This window comes from Devosia sp. (assembly GCF_965229025.1).
In the GTDB taxonomy this organism is placed as follows: domain Bacteria; phylum Pseudomonadota; class Alphaproteobacteria; order Rhizobiales; family Devosiaceae; genus Devosia_A.
Genome location: NZ_OZ245853.1, coordinates 3,338,253 through 3,358,330, shown reverse-complemented (window position 1 = coordinate 3,358,330; position 20,078 = coordinate 3,338,253). Strand labels below are relative to the sequence as shown.

Here is a 20,078-nt window from a genome sequence, read left to right as displayed (position 1 = left end):
AACGATATGAGCTTTACCCTCGAGGCCCTGGACGAGCGGATCGGCAAGCGCGCCGGCGCCTCCATTGATGAGAGCTACACCGCCAAGCTGCTTTCGGGTGGGGTCGAGCGCTGCGCCAAGAAGTTCGGCGAAGAAGCCGCCGAGATCATCATCGCCAGCGTTACCATGGACCGCAAAGGTACCGAGAGCGAAGCCTCGGACGTGCTCTATCACCTCCTAGTTCTGCTCCGCGCCGCTGGCGTACCGCTTGCCGATGTGATGGCCCAGCTCGAACGCCGAACTGCCCAGTCCGGCCTCGAAGAGAAGGCCTCGCGTTCGAAAGCCTCCAGCTGATGGCCAAGCGCAAACTCGAGCCCTATCACCACTTCACCAAGGCCGAATGGTCGAGGCTCCGTGCCGATGAACCGATGACGCTCAATGCGTCCGACATTGAGCGGCTGAGGGCGCTGAACGATCCGATCTCCTACACCGAGGCCGAAGAGATCTACCTGCCATTGAGCCGGCTGATCTCTCTTTATGTAGAGGCGACGCAGCAACTGCACCGTGCATCTACCCGGTTCCTGGGCGCCGACGGGCGCAAGGTGCCCTACATCATCGGCGTCGCCGGCTCCGTCGCGGTGGGCAAATCCACCACCTCGCGCATCCTGCGCGCTATGCTGCAGCGCTGGCCGAGCTCACCCAAGGTCGATCTCGTCACCACCGACGGGTTCCTCTACTCCAACAAGAAGCTCGATGAGCTGAAGCTCGCCGACCGCAAGGGCTTCCCGGAGAGCTACGATCGTACCGCCCTGATCGCCTTTCTCTCCGACATCAAGTCCGGCAAGCCGGAAGTCGGCGTGCCGATCTATTCCCACCTCGTCTATGATGTCATCGAGGGCCAGCAGACCATCATCGACCGGCCCGATATCCTGATCGTAGAGGGGCTGAACATCCTGCAGCCAGGCGAGTTGCCGAAGTCAGGCCGGCCCATCGTCTTCGCCTCGGACTTTCTCGATTTCTCGATCTTCATTGACGCCGATGAGAAGGACCTCACAACCTGGTTCATGGAGCGCTTCCGCCGCCTGCGGCAGACAGCTTTCGCTGACCCCAAGAGCTTCTTTCACCGCTTTACCACCATGAGTACCGAAGAAGCCGAAGCGTTCGGCATGTGGGCCTGGACCGAGATCAACCTGCCCAACCTCAGGGACAATATCGTCCCTACCCGAAGCCGTGCGGACCTGGTGCTGACCAAGGGGCCCGGCCATACGATCGACCGGGTCGATCTGCGGAAAATTTAGCCTAGATCGCGACGCCGTTTTCGATCGCGAGTTGCTGCAGGTCCAGCACTGGGCGCGCGCCGATATGCGAGATCACTTCGCTTGCAGCGAGGCAACCGGCCTGCAGTGCGGTGCGCAAATCCCGCTGGCGGGCATAGGCGAGCAGGAACCCTGAGGCGAAAAGGTCTCCAGCCCCGGTGACATCGACGACATTTTCAACCGGATAGGCGGGTACTGTGATGATCTCGCCATCCGAGATAACCATCGCACCCTCGGCACCCATGGTGATGGCCGCCATCTCGGCATCCTTGGCGATCGCCTGCACGGCGCCATGGAAATCCGCCTGATAGAGCGCCTTGAGTTCTTCAATGTTGCCGAAGACGATATCGACGGTTTTCGACCGGATCAGGTCGAGGAACTCCTCGCGGTAGCGGTTGACGCAGAACGGGTCGGAGAGGGTGAACGACACGGCCCGCTCATGCTTGTGGGCATAATGCGCTGCGGTCACGAAGGCTTTCTTGGCTTCGGTGGGATCCCAGAGGAAGCCTTCCATGTAGATGACGGTTGCCGCGCCGATCTCGGCTTCCTTGATATCGGAGGTGGTCAACTGGTGGCAGGCGCCGAGATAGGTGTTCATCGTCCGCTCGCCGTCAGGTGAGAGGAGGATCATCGAGCGTGCGGTTGCAGGGCCATTGCTGAGCCGGGACACGCCGTAGTGAACCCCAAGCCGCTTGAGGTCATCGGCGAAGACATTGCCCAGATTGTCGTCGGCCACCTTGCCGATAAAGGACGCTCGGCCCCCGAGTGACGCGACACCAGCTGCCGTGTTACCGGCACTGCCGCCAGAGATCTGGCGCTTGTCCGCCGGCATGCGATCATAGAGGTAGGCTGAGCGCTCGGCATCGACGAGGTGCATGATGCCCTCGGTGAGACCTTCACGGGAAAGGAAGCCCTCTTCGATGGGGGCGATCACATCAACGATCGCGTTGCCGATGGTGAGCACGTCAAACCGGGTCTCGGCCATCGATAATCCTTCGTGTTCTCACCAAAGAGCCGCGCCGGAGATAGAGGAGAAGCGGGCGCGGCGCAATCTCTAGAGCGTGCCGGGTGCCGCTCCGTTGGCAGGGAATTGATGCGTCGATGCTTAGCCTCCCTTTGGCAGAGGCGTCTTGGGCTCGAACCTGCACCAGTCGCGGATGACGCAGCGCCAGCATTCGGGCTTACGGGCCTTGCAGACGTAGCGGCCGTGAAGGATCAGCCAGTGGTGGGCGTGGAGCAGGTATTGTTCGGGGATGGCCTTCAGCAGGCCCTGCTCGACCGTCAGCGGGTTGGCGCCGGGAGCAAGGCCGGTGCGGTTGGCGACGCGGAAGAGATGGGTGTCGACCGCGATGGTCGGCTGGCCAAAGGCAATGTTGAGCACCACGTTGGCGGTCTTCCGGCCAACCCCGGGGAGGCTCTCCAGCGCTTCGCGATCCTGTGGCACCTCGGAGTTGAAGCGCTCGACCAGGACTTGCGACAGGGCGTAGACGTTCTTGGCCTTGGTGCGGAACAGCCCGATCGTCTTGACCATCTCCTCGATCGTGGGCTGGCCGAGGGCTACCATTTTCTCCGGCGTATCGGCGATCTTGAACAGCGCCCGCGTCGCTTTGTTGACGCCGGCATCCGTCGCCTGGGCCGAGAGCACCACCGCAACCAGCAGGGTGAAGCTGTTCACATATTCGAGTTCGCCCTTCGGCTCGGGCTCAACCGCCGCAAAAGCGCCGAAAATAGCCTCAACATCGGCTTTCGGAAGCCCCTTCAATTTGCGCTTTGGCATTTTCGCCTCTCGATTCTCAGCCTATAGTGTTGCCCAACATGTCGACGCAAACGCAAGCAAAGCCGCTCTTTGCCGCCAAGCTGACCCCAAACCGGTCGCTGGGCACGAAGGGCATGCGCGTGGTGATCGCGCTGGTCGCGATTATGGCCAGCATTCCCGGCGTACTGTTCTTCTCGCTGGGCGCCTGGCCGATCGTCGGTTTTCTCGGCCTTGATGTGGTGCTCGTCGTCTGGGCGCTGTCGACCTCGTTCCGGCAGACAAAGCGCTACGAGGAGATCACGCTCTGGCCCGATCAGCTTGAGGTCAAGCAGGTCGATGGGACCGGCAAGGAAGTGCTGAACCGGTTTGCGCCCCGGCTGGTCAAGCTGGTGGTAGACCGCGACTTCAACGAGCGGACCACGGGGCTGCGCCTCAAGAGTGCCGACTGCGACCTGGTGCTGGGGGCGTTTCTCAACCAGGACGAGAAGTCGAGCTTCGCCAAGGCCTTCGGTACGGCCCTGAAGCGCTCGCGGCTCTAGCCGCACCATTGTCAAAATCGGGTCGATCTGCCGGAGCGCGCTGCCTATGGTGAGCGCATGAGCAAACATGACACCCTCATCGCCAATTCCGACTACGAAACCGTCAGGGCCGCTATCGCCTATCTGAGCGAGACCTCCCCTGAAGAGTCCGATCTGCCGCGTTTTGCCAACGCGCTGGGCCTGACCGAGCGGCAGCTGACCGATCTCTTCCGCCGCTGGTGCGGGCTGAGCCCCAAGAGCTTTGCCCAGGCCGTGGCGCTCGATCATGCCAAGCGGCTCCTCACAGACCGGCAGAGCGTGCTCGATACGACGTTTGAAGTGGGCCTTTCCTCCACCTCGCGGCTGCATGATCTGTTCGTCACCCATGAGGCGATGCCGCCAGGCGCCTACCGGCTTAAGGGGGAGGGGCTCGAGATGGTGTGGGGCGTGGCGCCGTCGCCGTTTGGCACCGCGGTGCTGACGCTCACGGAGTATGGCCTCTCCGGGATCGGCTTTGCCGACGCCGAAACCAGCATCGAGGCGGCGTTCGAGGACCTTGCCAACCGCTGGCCGAACGCCCGCTACCGCCGCGACGATGCGGCTGTAGCTCCCGTCGCCACGCGCGTTTTCGATCCGCAGCGCTGGAAGGCCGATGAGCCGGTGCGGGTGGTGCTGATCGGCACCGATTTCGAGGTGCATGTCTGGGAGACGCTGCTGAAGATTCCCGTCGGCATGGCCACCACTTACGCCAGTGTCGCGAGCCATATCGGCCGGCCGACATCGGCGCGCGCCGTTGGCGCGGCCGTGGGCAAGAACCCGATCTCGTTCGTGGTGCCGTGCCATCGCGTTGTCGGCTCGACGGGCGCACTGACAGGCTACCATTGGGGATTGCCGCGCAAGCGCGCTATCCTCGGCTGGGAGTGCGGCGTCTCCGCTTAGAGCTAGAGCGCCACGCGGTCCTTGAGCGAGCCATCGGCATTGATGGTGTAAACCACCGGCTCGCCAGTCGCGAGTTCGCGCTTCAGGATCTGCTCGGGCGTCAGCTTTTCGATCGCCATGACAATCGAGCGCAGGGAATTGCCGTGGGCGGCGACCAAGACGGTCTTGCCGGCCTTGAGCGCAGGCAGGATATCGGCATCGAAATAGGGGAGGGTCCGGGCTGCGGTGTCCTTGAGGCTTTCGCCGCCCGGCGGGGGCACGTCATAGGAACGGCGCCAGATCAGCACCTGATCTTCGCCCCACTTGGCGCGCGCGTCGTCCTTGTTGAGACCCGAGAGGTCACCATAGTCGCGCTCGTTGAGCGCATGGTGGCGGGTGATCACCAGGTCGGTGATGCCGAGCTCTTCGAGGATCAGGTCGAGCGTGTGCTGGGCGCGCTTCAGCGCCGAAGTGAAATAGACCTCTGGGACGAGCCCCGCCGCCTTCAGCCGCTTGCCCGCGCCGCGCGCTTCACCGACGCCCTTTTCCGTGAGGTCCGGATTGCGCCAGCCGGTGAACAGGTTCTTGAGGTTCCACTCGCTTTCGCCGTGGCGGACGAGGATCAGTGTGCCGGTCATGGAAAATCCTGTCAGTTGAGGCCGAGCACGTCGGCCATGGAATAAAGGCCGGGCTGTTGCTCCCGGGCCCATAGGGTGGCACGCACCGCGCCATCGGCAAACAGCGCGCGGTTATCCGCGATATGACGGAGTTCGAGCCGCTCGGACGGGCCGGCAAGGATCACCGAATGCTCGCCGATCACGCTGCCGCCGCGCAGCGTCGCAAATCCGATGCTGCCCGGCTCGCGCGCGCCGGTATGGCCATCGCGGACACGTACGGAATGGGTCGCGAGATCGATACCGCGCCCCTTGGCGGCGGCCGCGCCCAGCATGAGCGCCGTGCCGGATGGCGCGTCGACCTTGCGGTTGTGGTGCATCTCGAGGATTTCGACGTCAAAGCCCGGCAGTTCCGCCGCGGCCTTGCGCACCAGCCCGAGCAAAAGGTTGAGCCCGAGCGAGAAGTTGCCGGCCTTGACGATGGTCGCGCCAGCCTTCGCCGCGGCGGCGATCGCGGCGTCGTCCTCGACGCTGCAGCCCGTGGTGCCGATGATGTGGATCTTGCCCAGCGCTGCAGCACGCTGTGCAAGCGCGACGCTCGCGGCCGGGGCGGTGAAATCGATCACCGCGTCCGCCAGGGCGAGCGCAGCTTCCGGATCATCGCCGATCAGGACGCCCAGCGCCTCAATGCCAGAATTCTCGCCGGCATCCTTGCCGACGGCCGCCGAGCCCGGGCGGTCGAATGCTGCAACGACGCTGAGGCCTGCCGCTGTCGCGATGGCGCGGATATTAGCGCCGCCCATCTTGCCGCCCGCGCCGGCAATTGCGACCTTAAGATCTGCCATGATCGGTTCCTCATTCTGGTATCGGCCTATAGCCTACCGGCCGATTTCACGCCAGCCGCGTGCCGCCACCCGCCATTTCGGCGAGAATGGCCTTGGCCGCAACTGCCGGCTCGGCCGCTGCGGTGATCGGGCGGCCGACCACAAGATGGGTCGCTCCGGCGGCGAGCGCCTCCGTCGGACCCATGACGCGCTTCTGGTCGCCGAGTGCAGCGCCTTTCGGCCGGATGCCCGGCGTCACGATTGCGAGCTTCGGGCCAACGATCTGGCGCACCATTTCTGCCTCGAGCGGCGAGCACACCAGCCCGCCGATTCCGGCATCACGCGCCTGGCCGGCACGGAGCGCCACAAGGCCGGCCGTGTCGCGGGCAAAGCCGGCCTCGGCGACATCGGCATCGCTCATCGAAGTGAGGACCGAAACGCCGAGAATGGTGAGATCGGAGCCCGCAGCGCCGCGGACGGCAGCCCGCATGCATTGTGGATAGGCATGGACCGTCAGCATGTTGGCGCCGGTCTGGGCGAAGGCGGCGACGCCGCGTTCGACCGTGTTGTCGATGTCGAGCAGCTTGAGGTCGAAGAACACGCGCTTGCCAGCGGCGATCAGCGCCTTGCCTAGCGCCAGGCCGTCACCGCCATAAAACAGCTGGTAGCCGATCTTGTAGAAATCGACCGCGTCGCCGAGCTCGGCGATCAGGCGCTCCGCCTCGGCGCGCGTATCAAGGTCGAGCGCGACAATCAGCGTTCCAGTCGTCTGGGGCGTACCCGTCATGGCGATGTCTCCGGAGTTTCAGGTGAGTGGCACAGGCAGACGGTTCGGGCAAGACCAATCGCCCGACCGCCTGAGGCTTCGGGTGAACACCAGTGAGGACGTGCGCCGGCGAGGCCCAGGCCTCAAGGCGGGTAGTCCGCAGTTTGTGCGAGGTCGGACCCCGCCGGCGCGACCGGACGTTTCCACCTCGCTCCGGCGGACCGCGGGGACTTCCCCGGAACCGCAGTGCCTGGCCACCGGCGGATTGCTCCGACCGGCCTCCCGAAGGAGGGGGCTTATCCCCGCAGTCCAGATCCACGGAGCCGAAACCCCGGACGTTTCTGCGCAGGCACCCCGGCTCCCCGTAAAGGGAGCTCGGCCCCTGGCCGCCCGAAAGCGGCCGTGACACCACTGGCGGCCCTCGCCTCCCTGAAGAAAGCATCCGGCCGGCCGGAACTTCGGCAAGGAGGGCGCGACACCCTCCATCCGACCCTGTCCCCGCAAACCGTTCGCTCGCGATCCCGTCCAGCGCGGGGGCAGTGAGCGCAGTATAGGGCAGAGGGAACCGGCGGGGATAAGTTGGAGGAAATGGTGGGGGATCAGGGGGTTAGCGGGCAGGTGTCTACCTTCCCTCTCCCCTTGAGGGAGAGGGTGTCCGCGCAGCGGGCGGGTGAGGGGAAGGATAGCAGACGTCGCTCCTCACTCCGCTCGGATCGCGCGACGCTGTGCGTCGCGGACCCCTCATCCGGCGCTGCGCGCCACCTTCTCCCTCAAGGGGAGAAGGAAGACTGCGCGAGTGGGCACAGTCAGTACCCCCCTCATCCGGCCCCTAGCTTCGCTATGGGCCTGCAGGCTCAAGCTGCGCCACCACTGGCGCCTTTTGCCCTGCGGGACGGCTCGAAGTCCCCTGAGGGGCGAGGGGACGGAGAGGACTGTTCGAACAACGCCGTCGTAGTCTCCGGGTAGGCGGCAAGCTATGGTGCCATAGCACCGATTGATTCTCGTTTTGCCGGAGTGACTTACCTATGCAGCAGCAGGCGCTTTCGGTTTTGGTGGCGTGGGTGCGGCTGGAGCGGGCGATGGATGGGTTTCATGCCGAGCTACGGAAGGGCTTCGGCATTACCGGGCTGCAATTGTCGGTGCTGCGCATCTGTTCGGAGCGGCCACAGCTGCCGCTCGCGGCGTTGCGAAAGACGCTGGTGATGCACGCAGCAACGCTGGGGCAGGCGATCGACGAGTTGCGCCGCATGGGGCTGGTGACGGTGAGGACCGACCCCAATGATCGGCGCGCCCGCATGGTGGCGCTGACCGAAAAGGGTACCGCGCTGATCGCCGAGGCGCCGCTCGCCGGGCCGTTGCGGTTGCGTCAGGTCGACCACGATACGCGCCGGCTCGAGAACCTCGCGGCAGCGCTGGAAGACGCCATGGACCTGTTCGGGCTCGACGACTGGGCGCCGGGCAAGAAAGGCGCGGCTAAGCCGTAAGGGTTTCCGGCAAGGCTTCCATCGGTACCCAGTCCGACAGCAGCGTGCGGTTGGCCAGCCCGATGACGAGGACATTGCCGCCGCCCTTGTGGCCGATGCGGCTCTGGTCTTCGCTGCGCGAGATCACGCGGCCATCGAGCGCGCATTTGAGCAGCGTGCCCACCGCACCGTGACCGGCGAACAGCAGCGGACGGGCGGGGTCGTACTCAGCGAGCGTTGCTTCGAACGCCCCGACGATCCGCGCCTGGGCGGTGGCCGCAGGCTCCCAGCCTTCGACAGATTCCGTCGGGTGGGCAAAGAACGCGTCTGCCAGCTGCTCGAAGCGCTCGGACGGCACGTACCCGGTGGCCGAGCGGTCGTTCTCGCCAAAGGCGGGCTCGGCAATGAACGGGATGCGGTTGGCAACGCCAAGGATCTGGGCGAGCTGCACCGCCTTGGTCTCGGTGCTGGAAACGATCTGGCGCACGCCGCGCACCAGCGGATGATGCGCGAAAGCCTCCGCCCGCTTGCGGCCGGTCTCGGAGAGACTCCAGCGTGGCACGGGAACGGCGGGGTCGATGGCGACTTCGGGATGCGTCACATAGAGCGCGTACATTCAGATGCCGCCGCGAGAAAAATGGGTGAGCTCCTTCACCATCTGGCCGACCTTGAAATTGATCGCCGACTCGACCGGCGCGCCGTCTGCATCGAAGGCCTCGCTGTCAGGACCAACGCCCATCAGTGTCGGGACGACCAGCGCGCCGATCTTCGAGAGCGTTTCACGCAGGTGGGACTGGGCCCATATGGTGCCATACTTTCCCGAACTGACCCCGCCAATGCCGAAAATCGCGTGCCGGAACGGGCTCGGCTTCTGCCGGCTGAGCCAGGCGATGGTGTTGACGATCAGCGGCGGCAAGCCGCCATTGTACTCGGGCGTGATGATCAGGACGATGTCATGGGTCCGGAACGCCTCGGCCAGCCGCCCGGCGCTTTCGGGGATATGGTCGGGCTCGAGGTCTTCATTGAAGATCGGCATCTCGAAATCGGCGAGGCTGAGGTCCGTTACCTCGACCCCGGCTTCACGGAGTTTCCCCGAGATATGTCGGCGCAGGATCTCGTTGACGGAGCCCTTGCGGATCGAGCCGCAAAGGGTGATGGCAGTTTTGGGGGATGTGTCGGTCATTGTCTGAAAACGCTAGCCTATTCGGGTGGCGCGTGGAAGCTCTGGGAGAGGCGAGCAGGTGGGAGGGACTAGGTGGTGAAGAAACTAAGCTGGAGCGGTGGCGTCAACGCTTGCCTTGATCAACCTGTCGTTGAGTTGGTCGGATCAGTAGGTGTTGGCCGCTATGGCGGCTATGGCAGCACGAAGAACGAGGATGGGCTGGTGCTTTGGTCGGCCACGGACTGGACCTTTGCAGTCCTGCTCGATGGCCATGGTGGAAGTTCCAGTGTCGACGCCGTTCTCGACCTCTTCGGCAGTGCCGAACCGGAGCTGATGCCCCTCTGCACCGCAGCCGACGGTTCCGCTATTCCGCTCTTACAAAGAAAGTTGGTCGACTTGCTCACCAGCGAGGCAACCTCCCGGCACATGTCTAAGGTCGCCGGAGAGACCGCGTGCCTCGTCTGCTACCAATGGCGGCAGCATCTGCTCTGGCTGTCGATTGGCGACAATACTCTCTACCTGCTGCATCCCGAATTGTCCCGGCTCGGGCAGTTCACCCTCACAACGCGCAATTTCTTCGAGTGGATCGGCGAACGAAACAGCCTCGCGGGCGTGCCACCCTATTTCTCGACGGGCATACGCCAGTTGCGGACTGGCAAGAATGTGATCGTGCTCGCGACGGACGGCATTCAGGAACTGCCCGGCCGGACTTACGAAGAGCCGTCAGCCTTTGCAGCAGCATTCCAGTCGCAGCCCGACAACCTGTCCGCGCTAAAGTTCATGCTGTCCAACGCCAAGCTAGCACAGGGCCGCGACAGCTCTACGCTCATTGCATGGAACGTGGATAATGCCGAACCGGCGTTGATGCCGAGCAGTTAGGGGGCGTGTCGCGGGAACAAAACGGGTGCCAATAGCGCCCGCCCGTTGCCGTGCTAGTTGTCGAACAGGCTCTTGAGCTTGGTGAAGAACCCCTCGCTGGTCGGCGAGTTTTCGCGGGTCGATTCCTTTTCGAACTCTTCGAGCAGTTCGCGCTGGCGCTTGGTCAGCGATTGCGGGGTTTCGACGTCGAGCTGCACGTAGAGATCGCCAAAGTCCTTGGTGCGGAGGATCGGCATGCCCTTGGCCTTGAGCCGGACGCGCTGGCCGGGCTGGGTGCCGGGGGAGACCTTGACCCGGGCGCGCGCCGCATCGAGCGTCGGCACTTCGAACTCGCCGCCGAGCGCCGCCGTGGTCATGGCGATAGGGACGCGGGCGTAAAGATCGGCACCTTCGCGCTGGAACAGGTCGTGCGGCTTGATGGAGATGAAAATGTAGAGATCGCCCGGCGGTCCGCCGCGCAACCCCGCTTCGCCCTCATTGGCGAGGCGGATGCGGGTGCCATCCTCGATGCCCTTGGGGATATCGACCGAGAGCGTGCGGTTCTGCTGGCGCCGGCCCTGGCCACCGCAATCGGTGCAGGGCTGCTCGAGGATCTGGCCACGGCCATTGCAGATCGGGCAGGTGCGCTCGATGGTGAAAAAGCCCTGGGCGGCGCGGACCTTGCCCTGGCCGTTGCAGTGCCGGCAGGTCGACATGCCGGTGCCGGGCTTGGCGCCCGAGCCGTCGCAGGTGGTGCAGGCGGCGAGCGTTGGCACGTCGATATCGACGGTGCGGCCGGCAAACGCCTCTTCGAGGCTGATTTCGAGATTGTAGCGCAGGTCCGACCCGCGCAGGCGCGACTGGTTGCCGCCGCGGCCGCGGCCGCCCATGAAATCGCCGAAGATGTCTTCGAAGATATCGGACATCGAGGATGTGAATTCGGGACCGAAGCCGCCGGGGCCGCGCTGGCCGCCACCGTTTTCGAAGGCGGCATGGCCGAACCGGTCATAGGCCGCGCGCTTTTGCGGATCCTTGAGGGTGTCGTAAGCCTCGTTGATTTCCTTGAACTTGTGCTCCGCCTCTTCATTCCCCGGATTGCGATCCGGATGGAACTGCATGGCAAGCTTGCGGTAGGCGCTTTTCAGCACCGCCTCATCGGAGCCCTTGGGCACCCCGAGTACTTCGTAGAAATCACGTTTCGCCAACGGGCACGATCCTTAGCCGCCTGTCGCCCCCGCGCTCAGGCATTCGCCTAGATAGGCACTCTACCGCGCTCTTACCATAGCAGGGCGCGACTTCAACAGGATTGGGCGAATCAGTGTGCTTTTGCGTCAGGCCTCAAGGGCCATGCTGAGGCGGGAGGCGAGGTCGGCCTGCGCGAACATGGCCTTGTTGACGACCCGGTAGAGACCGAAGAAGCCGTTCGTTACGCCATGATAGAGCGTCTTGTCGACGACTGTGCCGCTGAGCCGCAGCGCATCGTAAAGCGCCTCGCCTTCCGAGCGCAGCGGATCGACCTCGGCGAGGACGATGCTGATCGGCGGCAGGCCGTTGAGGTCGGTGCGGCCGGCGAGGTTCATGCGGGGATCGCGCATGTCGTCCTTGCTGCGAAACAGCTTTCGCGCCGACCACTTCAAGGTCTCGGCGTTCACCGGGAAGCTCGTCGCCACTTCGAGGTGCGAGGGCAGGTCGAAGAGCATTGCGGCCATCGGGGTGACGAGACCGATGTGCTTGGGCTGGACAATATTTTCGTCACGGGCGCGGAGTGCCACGTTGAGCGCGAGATTGGCGCCCGAATCCTCGCCCACGATCGCCATATGGCGCGCGTTGCCGCCAAGCGTTGCCGCATGGTCGGCGAGCCAGCGCCAGGCGGCGAAGGCATCTTCGTGGGCTGCGGGGAAACGGTGCTCCGGCGCCTGTCGGTAGTGGCAGGAAACGACAATGGCGCCGGTGCGCACCGAGAGGCTGCGGGGTGTGGCGTCGAACTGGTCTACATCGCCGAGGACGAACCCGCCGCCGTGAAAATAGAGGATGACCGGGCGCGGCGTCGCGCTCGGCGCCTGCGGGGCATAGACCCGGGCGCGGATGTCGCCGGTCGGACCGGGGATCAGGTGCATCTCCATGCCGATGCCCATTTCGTCATGGCTATCGCGGAGGATCCGGCGCAGCGCCATGTCGAGGGTCGGCTGGGCGCGGGCCTCAGGCGCCCGGCAGGCGTCGATCGGCTTGCCGCCCATGCTGCCGAGTATATTGAGCACGTGTTGCATGTCGGCATCGAGATGGAAGGCGCGGGTGTAGTCGCGGGCGGGCATGGCATCGCGTGGCTCACCTTCGGGGAGCCCGCGCACCTCTATAGGTGACATGTCATGCTCTTCCATCATACGCCCGCCCCGGCTGTGGCGATCCGAGGATCGCCGTCACCCCGTTGCCGGAAGCGTCGCTGCTGACGACACCCATGCCCAGCAAGACTCAGAACCTAGAGTCTAGCGCGAGATGTGGGCACAGTTGGGCGGCGCCGCGGCAACAATGCGGAGGAAAAACTACAAAACCCCGGTAGGCCGGGGGCCACACCGATGATTCACGTGAAACGCCCTGTGGAAAACCGGATCAAGCGATCTGTTCGCGGGTGATGCCGTGGGCCTCGAGCTTTTTGGCAGCGTTGGCGACCGCTTCGGCCGGGAACTGTTCGGCATTGCGGACCACGACCGCTTCGCCGGTGAACTCGGCCTTGCCGTGCTGGACCAGGGCCTCAAACCCATCGGTGACCGCGGGCGCAAGCGCCATGTCGGTGAGGCATTGCACGGCGCCGAGACGCTTCTGCTTCTGCCGGGTCTGGGTGAGGCGTGCCGCCTTGCCGGTTTCGAGACGCTTGGTCTCCTCGCCATAGCTGACCGCAGTCCAGAACTCGCGCTCCAGACCCGAGAACGGCAGGCCGGCAAGCTCGGCAATGCGCATCTGGCACTCGAACGCATAGTCAGCGTGACCGAGGCGCAGGGCGTTGGACATCAGGTTCCGGAGCTTTTCCGGGTCGGTAAATTTCATCAGATCTGGGAACATAGGGCCACCCTATCCGCCTTTTCGGCCAAAAACAAAAGGGCCCGGCGCTGGCCGGGCCCCAAATGCTGCGATTAATTGCGATCAGAAGCGGATCAGGCCGACTTCTTGTCGTCCTTGACCTCTTCGAACTCGGCATCGACCACGTCATCGTCCTCGGGCTTGCCGCCCTCGGCCTTGGCTTCGGCCTCTGCCTGGCTCTGCTTGTACATCGCTTCGCCGAGCTTCATCGAGACTTCGGCAAGCGCTGCCGCCTTCTCCTTGATGACTTCAGCTTCGTCGCCTTCAAGCACGGCCTTGAGATCGGCCATCGCGGTTTCGATCGCCGTCCGGTCTTCTGCCGAAACCTTGTCGCCATAATCCTTCAGCGACTTTTCGGTCGAGTGGATCAGCGACTCGCCCTGGTTCTTGGCTTCGACGGCCTCGCGCTTCTTCTTGTCGGATTCAGCGTTGGCCTCGGCTTCCTTGACCATGCGCTCGATATCGGCGTCCGAAAGGCCGCCCGAGGCCTGGATGCGGATCTGCTGCTCCTTGCCGGTGCCCTTGTCCTTGGCCGAGACGTTGACGATACCGTTGGCATCGATGTCGAAGGTGACCTCGATCTGCGGCACGCCACGCGGCGCCGGGGGAATGCCGGCAAGGTCGAAATTGCCGAGCAGCTTGTTGTTGGCCGCCATTTCGCGCTCACCCTGGAACACCCGGATGGTCACGGCCGACTGGCTGTCCTCGGCGGTCGAAAACACCTGGGACTTCTTGGTCGGGATGGTGGTGTTGCGGTCGATCAGGCGGGTGAACACGCCACCCAGCGTTTCGATGCCGAGCGACAGCGGGGTCACGTCGAGCAGCAGCACGTCCTTGACGTCGCCCTGCAGCACGCCGGCCTGGATGGCGGCGCCCATGGCGACGACTTCGTCCGGGTTCACGCCCTTGTGCGGCTCCTTGCCGAACAACTGCTTCACGACTTCCTGCACCTTGGGCATGCGGCTCATGCCGCCCACCAGCACGACTTCATCGATCTGCGCAGCGGTGACGCCGGCATCCTTGAGCGCCTGCTTGCAGGGGTCGATCGTCTTCTGGACGAGGTCATCCACCAGCTGCTCGAACTTCGAACGGCTGAGCTTGAGCGTCAGGTGCTTCGGGCCAGAGGCGTCAGCGGTGATGAAGGGCAGGTTGATTTCGGTCTGGGTCGAGCTCGAAAGTTCGATCTTGGCCTTTTCCGCTGCTTCCTTCAGACGCTGCAGCGCGAGCTTGTCCTTACGAAGGTCAATGCCCTGCTCTTTCTTGAACTCGTCCGAGAAGTAATCGACGAGCCGCATGTCGAAGTCTTCGCCGCCGAGGAAGGTGTCGCCATTGGTCGACTTCACCTCGAACACGCCATCGCCGATTTCGAGCACGGATACGTCGAAGGTGCCGCCGCCGAGGTCATAGACCGCGATCAGGCCGGTGTTCTTCTTGTCGAGACCATAGGCCAAAGCGGCTGCCGTCGGCTCGTTGATGATACGCAGCACTTCAAGGCCGGCAATCTTGCCCGCATCCTTGGTAGCCTGGCGCTGGCTGTCGTTGAAGTAAGCCGGAACCGTGATCACCGCCTGGGTGACCGGCTCGCCGAGATAAGCCTCGGCGGTTTCCTTCATCTTGGTCAGGATCATCGCCGACACTTCGGACGGCGAGTATTTCTTGGAGTTGACCTCGACCCACGCATCGCCGTTATCGCCATTGACGATCTTGAACGGGACGAGACCCTTGTCCTTTTCGACCATCGGGTCGTTGTAGCGGCGCCCGATCAGGCGCTTGACCGCAAACAGCGTGCCTTCCGGATTGGTGACCGCCTGGCGTTTCGCCGGCTGGCCAACCAGACGCTCACCGTCCTTGGTGAAACCCACCATCGACGGCGTGGTCCTCGCGCCTTCCGCGTTTTCAATAACCTTGGGCATCGCGCCATCCATAACGGATACGCAGCTGTTGGTTGTACCCAGGTCGATACCGATAACTTTACCCATGCCTAGCCTCTTTCCTAGCGAACTCGAATGAAACCCCTGATCGGCAGTTCCTTAACCCCTCGCGGGGGTCCGAGTCCCTTGCTGAGTTGAAATCTGACCCGTTTCCGAGCCTTGAGGGCTATATAGGGGGGGGTGTTTGGGGGTGCAAGCACACCAGCACGAGATTTGCGCAGTTTGGGTGCGTTCAATCAGAACAACCCAAGCAGCGCGGGAGCAGGGCCCCCGCGCGCCTTTGCACGAAGGCTGCGGCTATTCCGAGTCGCTCAGTGTGTATTCACCGAGCGAGCAGAGATCGACGTCGTTCTCGGTGTATTCGCTGTCGTCCTCGAGGATGAACTTCATGTCGTAGGTGCACACATCCCGGCCATCGGCGATGGTGACGTTCACCTGGTTGCCCGAGGGCAGGTAGTTGTCGCCGAACACATCCTCTTCCCACTTGTCGACGCCGACCGGCGAGGTGAAGAAGCTTTTGACAGCGAGGGAAGAGCTATTGGTCAGCATGAATGTCAGGTCCTCGGCGAATGCCGAAACCGGCGCCGCGACCAGAGCAAGGGCGGCGAGGCCACCCAGAAGATATTTGCGCAAATTGAGCCCCCATGGCGTGCCTCACGGTGAGTCGCGAGGCAATAGAACGCATAGCATTATTCGAACATTTGCTTCAAAGGCGCCGATATCCGGGCGTCTATTTTCTTTTCCCGCCGGAGTACGGTCCCCTCTCGTCAGTCCTGCATCCGCCTTGTGGAGCGCCGCCCGGTTATGGTCTAAACAGTCGTTATTCGGTCCCGGAAGAACTGCACACATGCTGAGGTTGATCGCCGTCGCCCTGGTGCTGGTGCCAGCTGTCGCGCTGGCCCAGGACATTCCGCCAGCGGCCGCCAAGGACATGTGGTGCGGAACGGCCTTCATGCTGATGACCCGCGACGCACCCGCCGACGCCACCACTGGCAAGATCGCCTCGGCCAAAGTTTATGCCGAGGGCGCGGACATGCTGATCCAGCGCGCCCTGCCGATTTATCTCGAGGCTGGGTTCACCGATGCGGCGCTGGCGAGCTATCGCGAAAAGCTCGAGGCCTCGATCGATCGTATCGTCAATGGCGCCGGGCCTACATCCGACGAGGCCGCATACAGTTTTCAGGATTGCTCGGCCTTGATCGGCCAATAGGAGGCCCCCTCATGTCGATCTCGCTGAACGCCAAGGACCTGCTGCTGGTCATCGACGTGCAGTATGATTTTCTTCCCGGCGGCAGCCTTGCCGTGGCCGGCGGGGATGAGATTATCCCGCTGATCAACCAGCTGGGTTCGAAGTTCGCCAATGTGGCCCTGACCCAGGACTGGCACCCGGCGGGCCATATTTCCTTTGCGTCGTCACATCCGGGCAAGGTGCCGTTCGAGTTGATCGCGCTGCCCTATGGCCAGCAGGTGCTGTGGCCGGATCATTGCGTGCAGGGCACGCACGGCGCCGAGATTTCTGCGGCGATCGAGCTGCCGCATGCCCAGTTGATCATCCGCAAGGGCTATCACGGTGATGTCGATTCCTATTCAGGCTTCCAGGAAGCTGACCGAGCCACCAAGACCGGACTTGCCGGCTATCTCACCGAGCGGGGCATCACGCGGCTGTTTGTGGTGGGTCTCGCCACCGATTTCTGCGTCGGCTGGTCAGCGCTTGACGCGCAGAGCGCCGGCTTTGAGACCTATGTGGTCGAGGACGCCTGCCGCGCCATTGACGCCAACGGCTCGCTCGCAGCCGCTTGGCATGCCATGGCCGCCGCTGGGGTCAAGCGGATCACCAGCGGCGAGATTGCCTGAAACGAGCATGCTTAAGCGCCTCGCCCTCCTGCTGATCACCTTTGCGGCGTTCTGCGGGCCGGCTGCTGCCCAGCAACTGACCGAAGAGGAAGACGTGGTGCTGTGGTGCGGCAGCGCTTTCTTCTGGCTCGGCACCAACGCATCCGATTCTGGCGATAACAAAGAAGCGGACCTCTACCAGACGTGGTCCGAAACACTGATGGCCCGCGGAGTGTCGCTGCTTAAGGCCGATCAGCTCACGCCCGACCAGATCGCCCATGTCGTTGATGCCTATGACAATTCGGTGGTCGCCGAACTGGGCACCCCCAAGGCCCGCCACGACGTGACCAAGTGCCCGGACCTGTTAACCAAGACCAATTGACTCTCAGGGGTGTCCGCAGACGCAGACCTGCCGATACGTCTCCGCCGACAGCGGAGAACGATCAAAATTGCCATAACGCTCCAACAACTCCAAGCCGCCAAGCCTCGATAGGAGGGGCATTTCCTGGGGGAAGATCTGACGTAGAGTAAGCGAGTTGGCCCAGAAATCGGGAGCGTCCGGCGTTGACCAATACCAGTCCGCCTGGCTGATCTGAGTGACGGGATCATAGACAATGGTTTCCTCGAGCGTCACCTTGCCGAGGGCCGGGTGGGGGAAGCGGCCCACAAGCTGGCGATCATTCGGTGCGAGCGTCAGGAGCTTGAGGCTGGGAACGAAAACGTCGAAGAGCAGGCGGCCTTGAGGCGCGAGATGGCGCGCGACAGAGCTGAAGAATCCGGTGAACTCGGCATGGGTGTGGAGGTGCAGCAGCGAGTTGGCCGCAATCATGACCGTGTCGAAGGTCCGGCCGCTAAGGTCAAAGTCGCGCATATCGAGTGCGACGAAGTCGATGCTCAGGCCACGGACTTCTGCGCTCTGCCGCGCCCGGTCCAGCATGCTGGCTGAGAGGTCGCCACCGGTGACCGTGAGTCCGGCTTCCGCGAGCGCGATGCTGAACCGCCCCGTGCCGCAGGCCAGGTCGAGGACGCGCGGACCGAGTGAACGGGCCGTTTCGACGTAAAAGCCCTGCATCACCAGATCGGGTTGGGCGATCAGGTCGTAGAGGTCAGGTCTGTCGTAAAGGTCCCCACGCATGGGGCGAAGGTAGCGCGACGGCGCGGCTGAGACTAGCCAGCGCCGTCGGCATGCGATCTGGGATCAGACGCTCTTGTCGACCGCGTCTGCGGCGGCAGCGTGTGACGAGCCGCCCTTGGCAACGCCGACCATGGCCGGGCGCAGCACGCGGTCGCCAATGGCGAAACCGGCCTGCACCACCTGCACGACCGTACCTTCCGGACGGGTCGGATCGGGGACTTCGAACATCGCCTGGTGCTTGTGCGGGTCGAACTTCTGGCCCTCGGCCTCGATCGGCTTGACGCCATGCTTGGCGAGGAGGCGCTGCATCTCGCGCTCGGTCATTTCGATGCCGTCGATCAGCGACTTGACCGTCGGGTCGGCGCTGTCACGGGCTTCAGCAGGCAGCACCATCAGGGCGCGGCTCAGCGAATCGGTGGCGGTGAGCATGTCGCGGGCAAAGCCGGCGATGGCGTAGGAGCGGGTGTCGCTGACTTCGCGCTCGGTGCGCTTCCGAAGATTCTCCATCTCCGCGGCCGACCGCAGGATGCGGTCGCGCAGTTCGGAGTTTTCGGCGCGAAGCACTTCCACCGGATCGGGACCGGCGGTTTCGGGCGCTGCTGCGTCGGTCTCCACCTCGGCCTCGGGCGCGGGTTTGGTATCCTCGGGCTTGGCGGTATCGTCGTTCATGGTGACCCTGAAAGCTTGAGGCCGGCACTGCCGGCGATCTTGGACCCGCATATCGGCCAAGAATGCGAAACTTTCAAGTCCGGATGCCGGTTCAGCCTTTGCGGGCCATCATGGCCGAGACGACATTGGCGGTATAATCGACCACCGGCACGATGCGGGCGTAGTTGAGCCGGGTCGGCCCGATGACGCCCAGCACGCCCACTACCTTCTGGTTGGCGTCCTTGTAGGGTGAGAGGATCACCGACGAGCCCGAGAGCGAGAACAGCTTGTTTTCGGAGCCGATGAAGATCTTTACCCCTTGCGCCTTTTCGGTATCGCCGAGGAGCTCGATGAGCCCATCGCGGCTTTCGAGTTCGTCAAACAGCTGCCGGATGCGGCTCAGTTCTTCGGACGCCATGGTGTCGTTGATGAGGTTGGCCCGGCCGCGGACGATCACCGTTGGGGGCGCCATGGTGCCGCTACCCGAAAGCGTCGCGAGCCCGGCCTCGACGAGATTGCGTGTCAGCTCGTCGAGCTCCGAAAGCATCGCTTCGCGCTGCGTCTGCAGCGCCTTGCGGGTTTCGCTCAGAGTCTTGCCGACGGCGAGATGGGCGAGGAAATTCGAGGCCTGGGTCAGGGCGCTGGCGGCAAGGCCGGGGGGCATGGTGAGGACGCGGTTTTCGACCGAGCCGTCATCGCCCACCAGCACCACCATGGCGCGCTCGGCATCGAGCCGGATGAATTCGATATGGCGCAGCACCAGGTCGGACTTCTGCGCGATGACAACGCCCGCGCCATGGGAGAGCCCGCTAAGCAATTGGCTCGCCTGGGTGAGGAAATCCTCGACCGAGCCCTGCGCGGCTGGCCCTTCGATCTGCTTTTCGATGGCGGCACGCTCTTCTGCGTCGACTGCGCCGACTTCCAGCATGGCATCGACGAAGAACCGCAGGCCCTGCTGCGTCGGAAGCCGGCCGGCCGAGGTGTGCGGCGCCGCGATCAGCCCCAGATCCTCGAGATCGGCCATGACATTGCGCACTGAGGCGGGTGACAGGCCGACCGACAGCATGCGCGACAGGTCGCGCGACCCGACTGGAACGCCGGTGTCGAGGTAGCGTTCGACGATCTTGCGGAAGATATCCTGGCTGCGGCTGTTCAGAACCGACAGCACGTCTTCGGGGACTTTATCATTGCTCGCCATATTCACCATTTAGGCCGAAAGCCGTGCGCCGCCAAGGTCGCAGCGCTTGTGGCCGGTGTCTGCGAGGGTTAAGAGGCGGTTAAC

24 protein-coding genes are annotated in these 20,078 nt (G+C 63.7%); 9 read left to right on the top strand and 15 right to left on the bottom strand.

The annotated features are described in order from the left end of the window. The first annotated feature begins 6 nt into the window (after positions 1–6). Together ACO06J_RS16280 and coaA are read left to right on the top strand one after the other, a co-directional pair. Positions 7–333: a phosphoribosyl-ATP diphosphatase gene (locus ACO06J_RS16280; RefSeq protein ID WP_421761765.1), complete on the top strand. Its 327-nt coding sequence runs from the start codon at positions 7–9 to the stop codon at positions 331–333. Next, the gene (gene coaA / locus ACO06J_RS16275; RefSeq protein ID WP_421761764.1) at positions 333–1,277 is read left to right on the top strand and encodes a type I pantothenate kinase; all 945 of its coding nucleotides are present in this window, start codon (positions 333–335) and stop codon (positions 1,275–1,277) included. Before ACO06J_RS16280 ends, coaA begins: the two co-directional genes overlap by 1 nt. 1 nt (position 1,278) lies before the next feature. Here the strand turns inward: coaA and ACO06J_RS16270 are convergent, their stop codons facing one another. Together ACO06J_RS16270 and nth are read right to left on the bottom strand one after the other, a co-directional pair. Next, the gene (locus ACO06J_RS16270; RefSeq protein ID WP_421761763.1) at positions 1,279–2,280 is read right to left on the bottom strand and encodes an adenosine kinase; all 1,002 of its coding nucleotides are present in this window, start codon (positions 2,278–2,280) and stop codon (positions 1,279–1,281) included. A 120-nt stretch (positions 2,281–2,400) separates the two neighbouring features. Beyond that, entirely contained in the window at positions 2,401–3,072 is a 672-nt protein-coding gene (gene nth / locus ACO06J_RS16265; RefSeq protein ID WP_421761762.1) for an endonuclease III, read from the bottom strand. Positions 3,073–3,110: 38 nt separating this feature from the next. On the opposite strand from nth, the gene ACO06J_RS16260 reads away from it, so the two are divergent. Further along, a complete protein-coding gene (locus ACO06J_RS16260; protein WP_421761761.1) occupies positions 3,111–3,590 on the top strand; it encodes a DUF2244 domain-containing protein in 480 nt (159 codons plus the stop codon). A 57-nt stretch (positions 3,591–3,647) separates the two neighbouring features. After that, positions 3,648–4,508 carry a methylated-DNA--[protein]-cysteine S-methyltransferase gene (locus tag ACO06J_RS16255; protein ID WP_421761760.1) on the top strand — a complete coding sequence of 287 codons (861 nt, stop codon included), beginning with the start codon at positions 3,648–3,650 and terminating at the stop codon, positions 4,506–4,508. A gap of 2 nt (positions 4,509–4,510) precedes the next feature. Here the strand turns inward: ACO06J_RS16255 and ACO06J_RS16250 are convergent, their stop codons facing one another. The 3 genes from ACO06J_RS16250 to pyrF are packed head-to-tail and all read right to left on the bottom strand — an operon-like array spanning position 4,511 to position 6,712. Next, a complete protein-coding gene (locus tag ACO06J_RS16250; RefSeq protein ID WP_421761759.1) occupies positions 4,511–5,125 on the bottom strand; it encodes a 2,3-bisphosphoglycerate-dependent phosphoglycerate mutase in 615 nt (204 codons plus the stop codon). Positions 5,126–5,136: 11 nt separating this feature from the next. Continuing rightward, complete coding sequence (gene dapB / locus ACO06J_RS16245) at positions 5,137–5,946, bottom strand: 4-hydroxy-tetrahydrodipicolinate reductase (RefSeq protein WP_421761758.1); 810 nt, start codon at positions 5,944–5,946, stop codon at positions 5,137–5,139. A 46-nt stretch (positions 5,947–5,992) separates the two neighbouring features. Then, entirely contained in the window at positions 5,993–6,712 is a 720-nt protein-coding gene (gene pyrF / locus ACO06J_RS16240; RefSeq protein WP_421761757.1) for an orotidine-5'-phosphate decarboxylase, read from the bottom strand. 1,004 nt (positions 6,713–7,716) lie between these two features. Here pyrF and ACO06J_RS16235 point away from each other — a divergent pair. Further along, entirely contained in the window at positions 7,717–8,175 is a 459-nt protein-coding gene (locus ACO06J_RS16235) for a MarR family transcriptional regulator (protein ID WP_421761756.1), read from the top strand. Here ACO06J_RS16235 and ACO06J_RS16230 read toward each other — a convergent pair. Both ACO06J_RS16230 and ACO06J_RS16225 read right to left on the bottom strand, forming a co-directional pair. Next, positions 8,165–8,770 (bottom strand): histidine phosphatase family protein, encoded by a 606-nt coding sequence (locus tag ACO06J_RS16230; protein WP_421761755.1) that lies wholly within the window; start codon positions 8,768–8,770, stop codon positions 8,165–8,167. The two genes, ACO06J_RS16235 and ACO06J_RS16230, sit on opposite strands and share 11 nt — an antisense overlap. Beyond that, entirely contained in the window at positions 8,771–9,337 is a 567-nt protein-coding gene (locus ACO06J_RS16225) for an NADPH-dependent FMN reductase (protein WP_421761754.1), read from the bottom strand. A gap of 72 nt (positions 9,338–9,409) precedes the next feature. Here ACO06J_RS16225 and ACO06J_RS16220 point away from each other — a divergent pair, with 72 nt between their 5' ends. After that, entirely contained in the window at positions 9,410–10,195 is a 786-nt protein-coding gene (locus ACO06J_RS16220) for a protein phosphatase 2C domain-containing protein (protein ID WP_421761753.1), read from the top strand. 53 nt (positions 10,196–10,248) lie between these two features. On the opposite strand, the gene dnaJ is transcribed toward ACO06J_RS16220, so the two are convergent. The 5 genes from dnaJ to ACO06J_RS16195 all read right to left on the bottom strand — a co-directional run bounded on the left by dnaJ (position 10,249) and on the right by ACO06J_RS16195 (position 15,813). Beyond that, complete coding sequence (gene dnaJ / locus ACO06J_RS16215; RefSeq protein WP_421761752.1) at positions 10,249–11,379, bottom strand: molecular chaperone DnaJ; 1,131 nt, start codon at positions 11,377–11,379, stop codon at positions 10,249–10,251. 126 nt (positions 11,380–11,505) lie between these two features. Then, entirely contained in the window at positions 11,506–12,537 is a 1,032-nt protein-coding gene (locus ACO06J_RS16210) for an alpha/beta hydrolase (protein WP_421761751.1), read from the bottom strand. 244 nt (positions 12,538–12,781) lie between these two features. Beyond that, complete coding sequence (locus ACO06J_RS16205; RefSeq protein ID WP_421761750.1) at positions 12,782–13,231, bottom strand: hypothetical protein; 450 nt, start codon at positions 13,229–13,231, stop codon at positions 12,782–12,784. A 92-nt stretch (positions 13,232–13,323) separates the two neighbouring features. Beyond that, positions 13,324–15,228, bottom strand: a complete 1,905-nt coding sequence (gene dnaK / locus ACO06J_RS16200; protein ID WP_421761749.1) for a molecular chaperone DnaK — start codon at positions 15,226–15,228, stop codon at positions 13,324–13,326. Between the two features lie 249 nt (positions 15,229–15,477). Then, positions 15,478–15,813: a hypothetical protein gene (locus ACO06J_RS16195; RefSeq protein WP_421761748.1), complete on the bottom strand. Its 336-nt coding sequence runs from the start codon at positions 15,811–15,813 to the stop codon at positions 15,478–15,480. A gap of 214 nt (positions 15,814–16,027) precedes the next feature. On the opposite strand from ACO06J_RS16195, the gene ACO06J_RS16190 reads away from it, so the two are divergent. Genes ACO06J_RS16190 through ACO06J_RS16180 form a run of 3 tightly spaced genes read left to right on the top strand, consistent with a single transcriptional unit; the run spans position 16,028 to position 17,395 of the window. Continuing rightward, the gene (locus ACO06J_RS16190; RefSeq protein ID WP_421761747.1) at positions 16,028–16,390 is read left to right on the top strand and encodes a hypothetical protein; all 363 of its coding nucleotides are present in this window, start codon (positions 16,028–16,030) and stop codon (positions 16,388–16,390) included. 11 nt (positions 16,391–16,401) lie between these two features. Then, positions 16,402–17,034, top strand: coding sequence for a bifunctional nicotinamidase/pyrazinamidase (gene pncA, locus ACO06J_RS16185; RefSeq protein WP_421761746.1), 633 nt, complete (start codon positions 16,402–16,404; stop codon positions 17,032–17,034). 7 nt (positions 17,035–17,041) lie between these two features. Next, positions 17,042–17,395, top strand: a complete 354-nt coding sequence (locus ACO06J_RS16180) for a hypothetical protein (protein ID WP_421761745.1) — start codon at positions 17,042–17,044, stop codon at positions 17,393–17,395. A 3-nt stretch (positions 17,396–17,398) separates the two neighbouring features. On the opposite strand, the gene ACO06J_RS16175 is transcribed toward ACO06J_RS16180, so the two are convergent. From ACO06J_RS16175 to hrcA, 3 genes are all read right to left on the bottom strand, one after another. Then, positions 17,399–18,148: a class I SAM-dependent methyltransferase gene (locus ACO06J_RS16175; protein ID WP_421761744.1), complete on the bottom strand. Its 750-nt coding sequence runs from the start codon at positions 18,146–18,148 to the stop codon at positions 17,399–17,401. A gap of 63 nt (positions 18,149–18,211) precedes the next feature. Further along, a complete protein-coding gene (grpE, locus tag ACO06J_RS16170) occupies positions 18,212–18,817 on the bottom strand; it encodes a nucleotide exchange factor GrpE (protein ID WP_421761743.1) in 606 nt (201 codons plus the stop codon). A gap of 91 nt (positions 18,818–18,908) precedes the next feature. Beyond that, positions 18,909–19,994 carry a heat-inducible transcriptional repressor HrcA gene (gene hrcA / locus ACO06J_RS16165; RefSeq protein WP_421761742.1) on the bottom strand — a complete coding sequence of 362 codons (1,086 nt, stop codon included), beginning with the start codon at positions 19,992–19,994 and terminating at the stop codon, positions 18,909–18,911. Between the last annotated feature and the right edge of the window lie 84 nt (positions 19,995–20,078).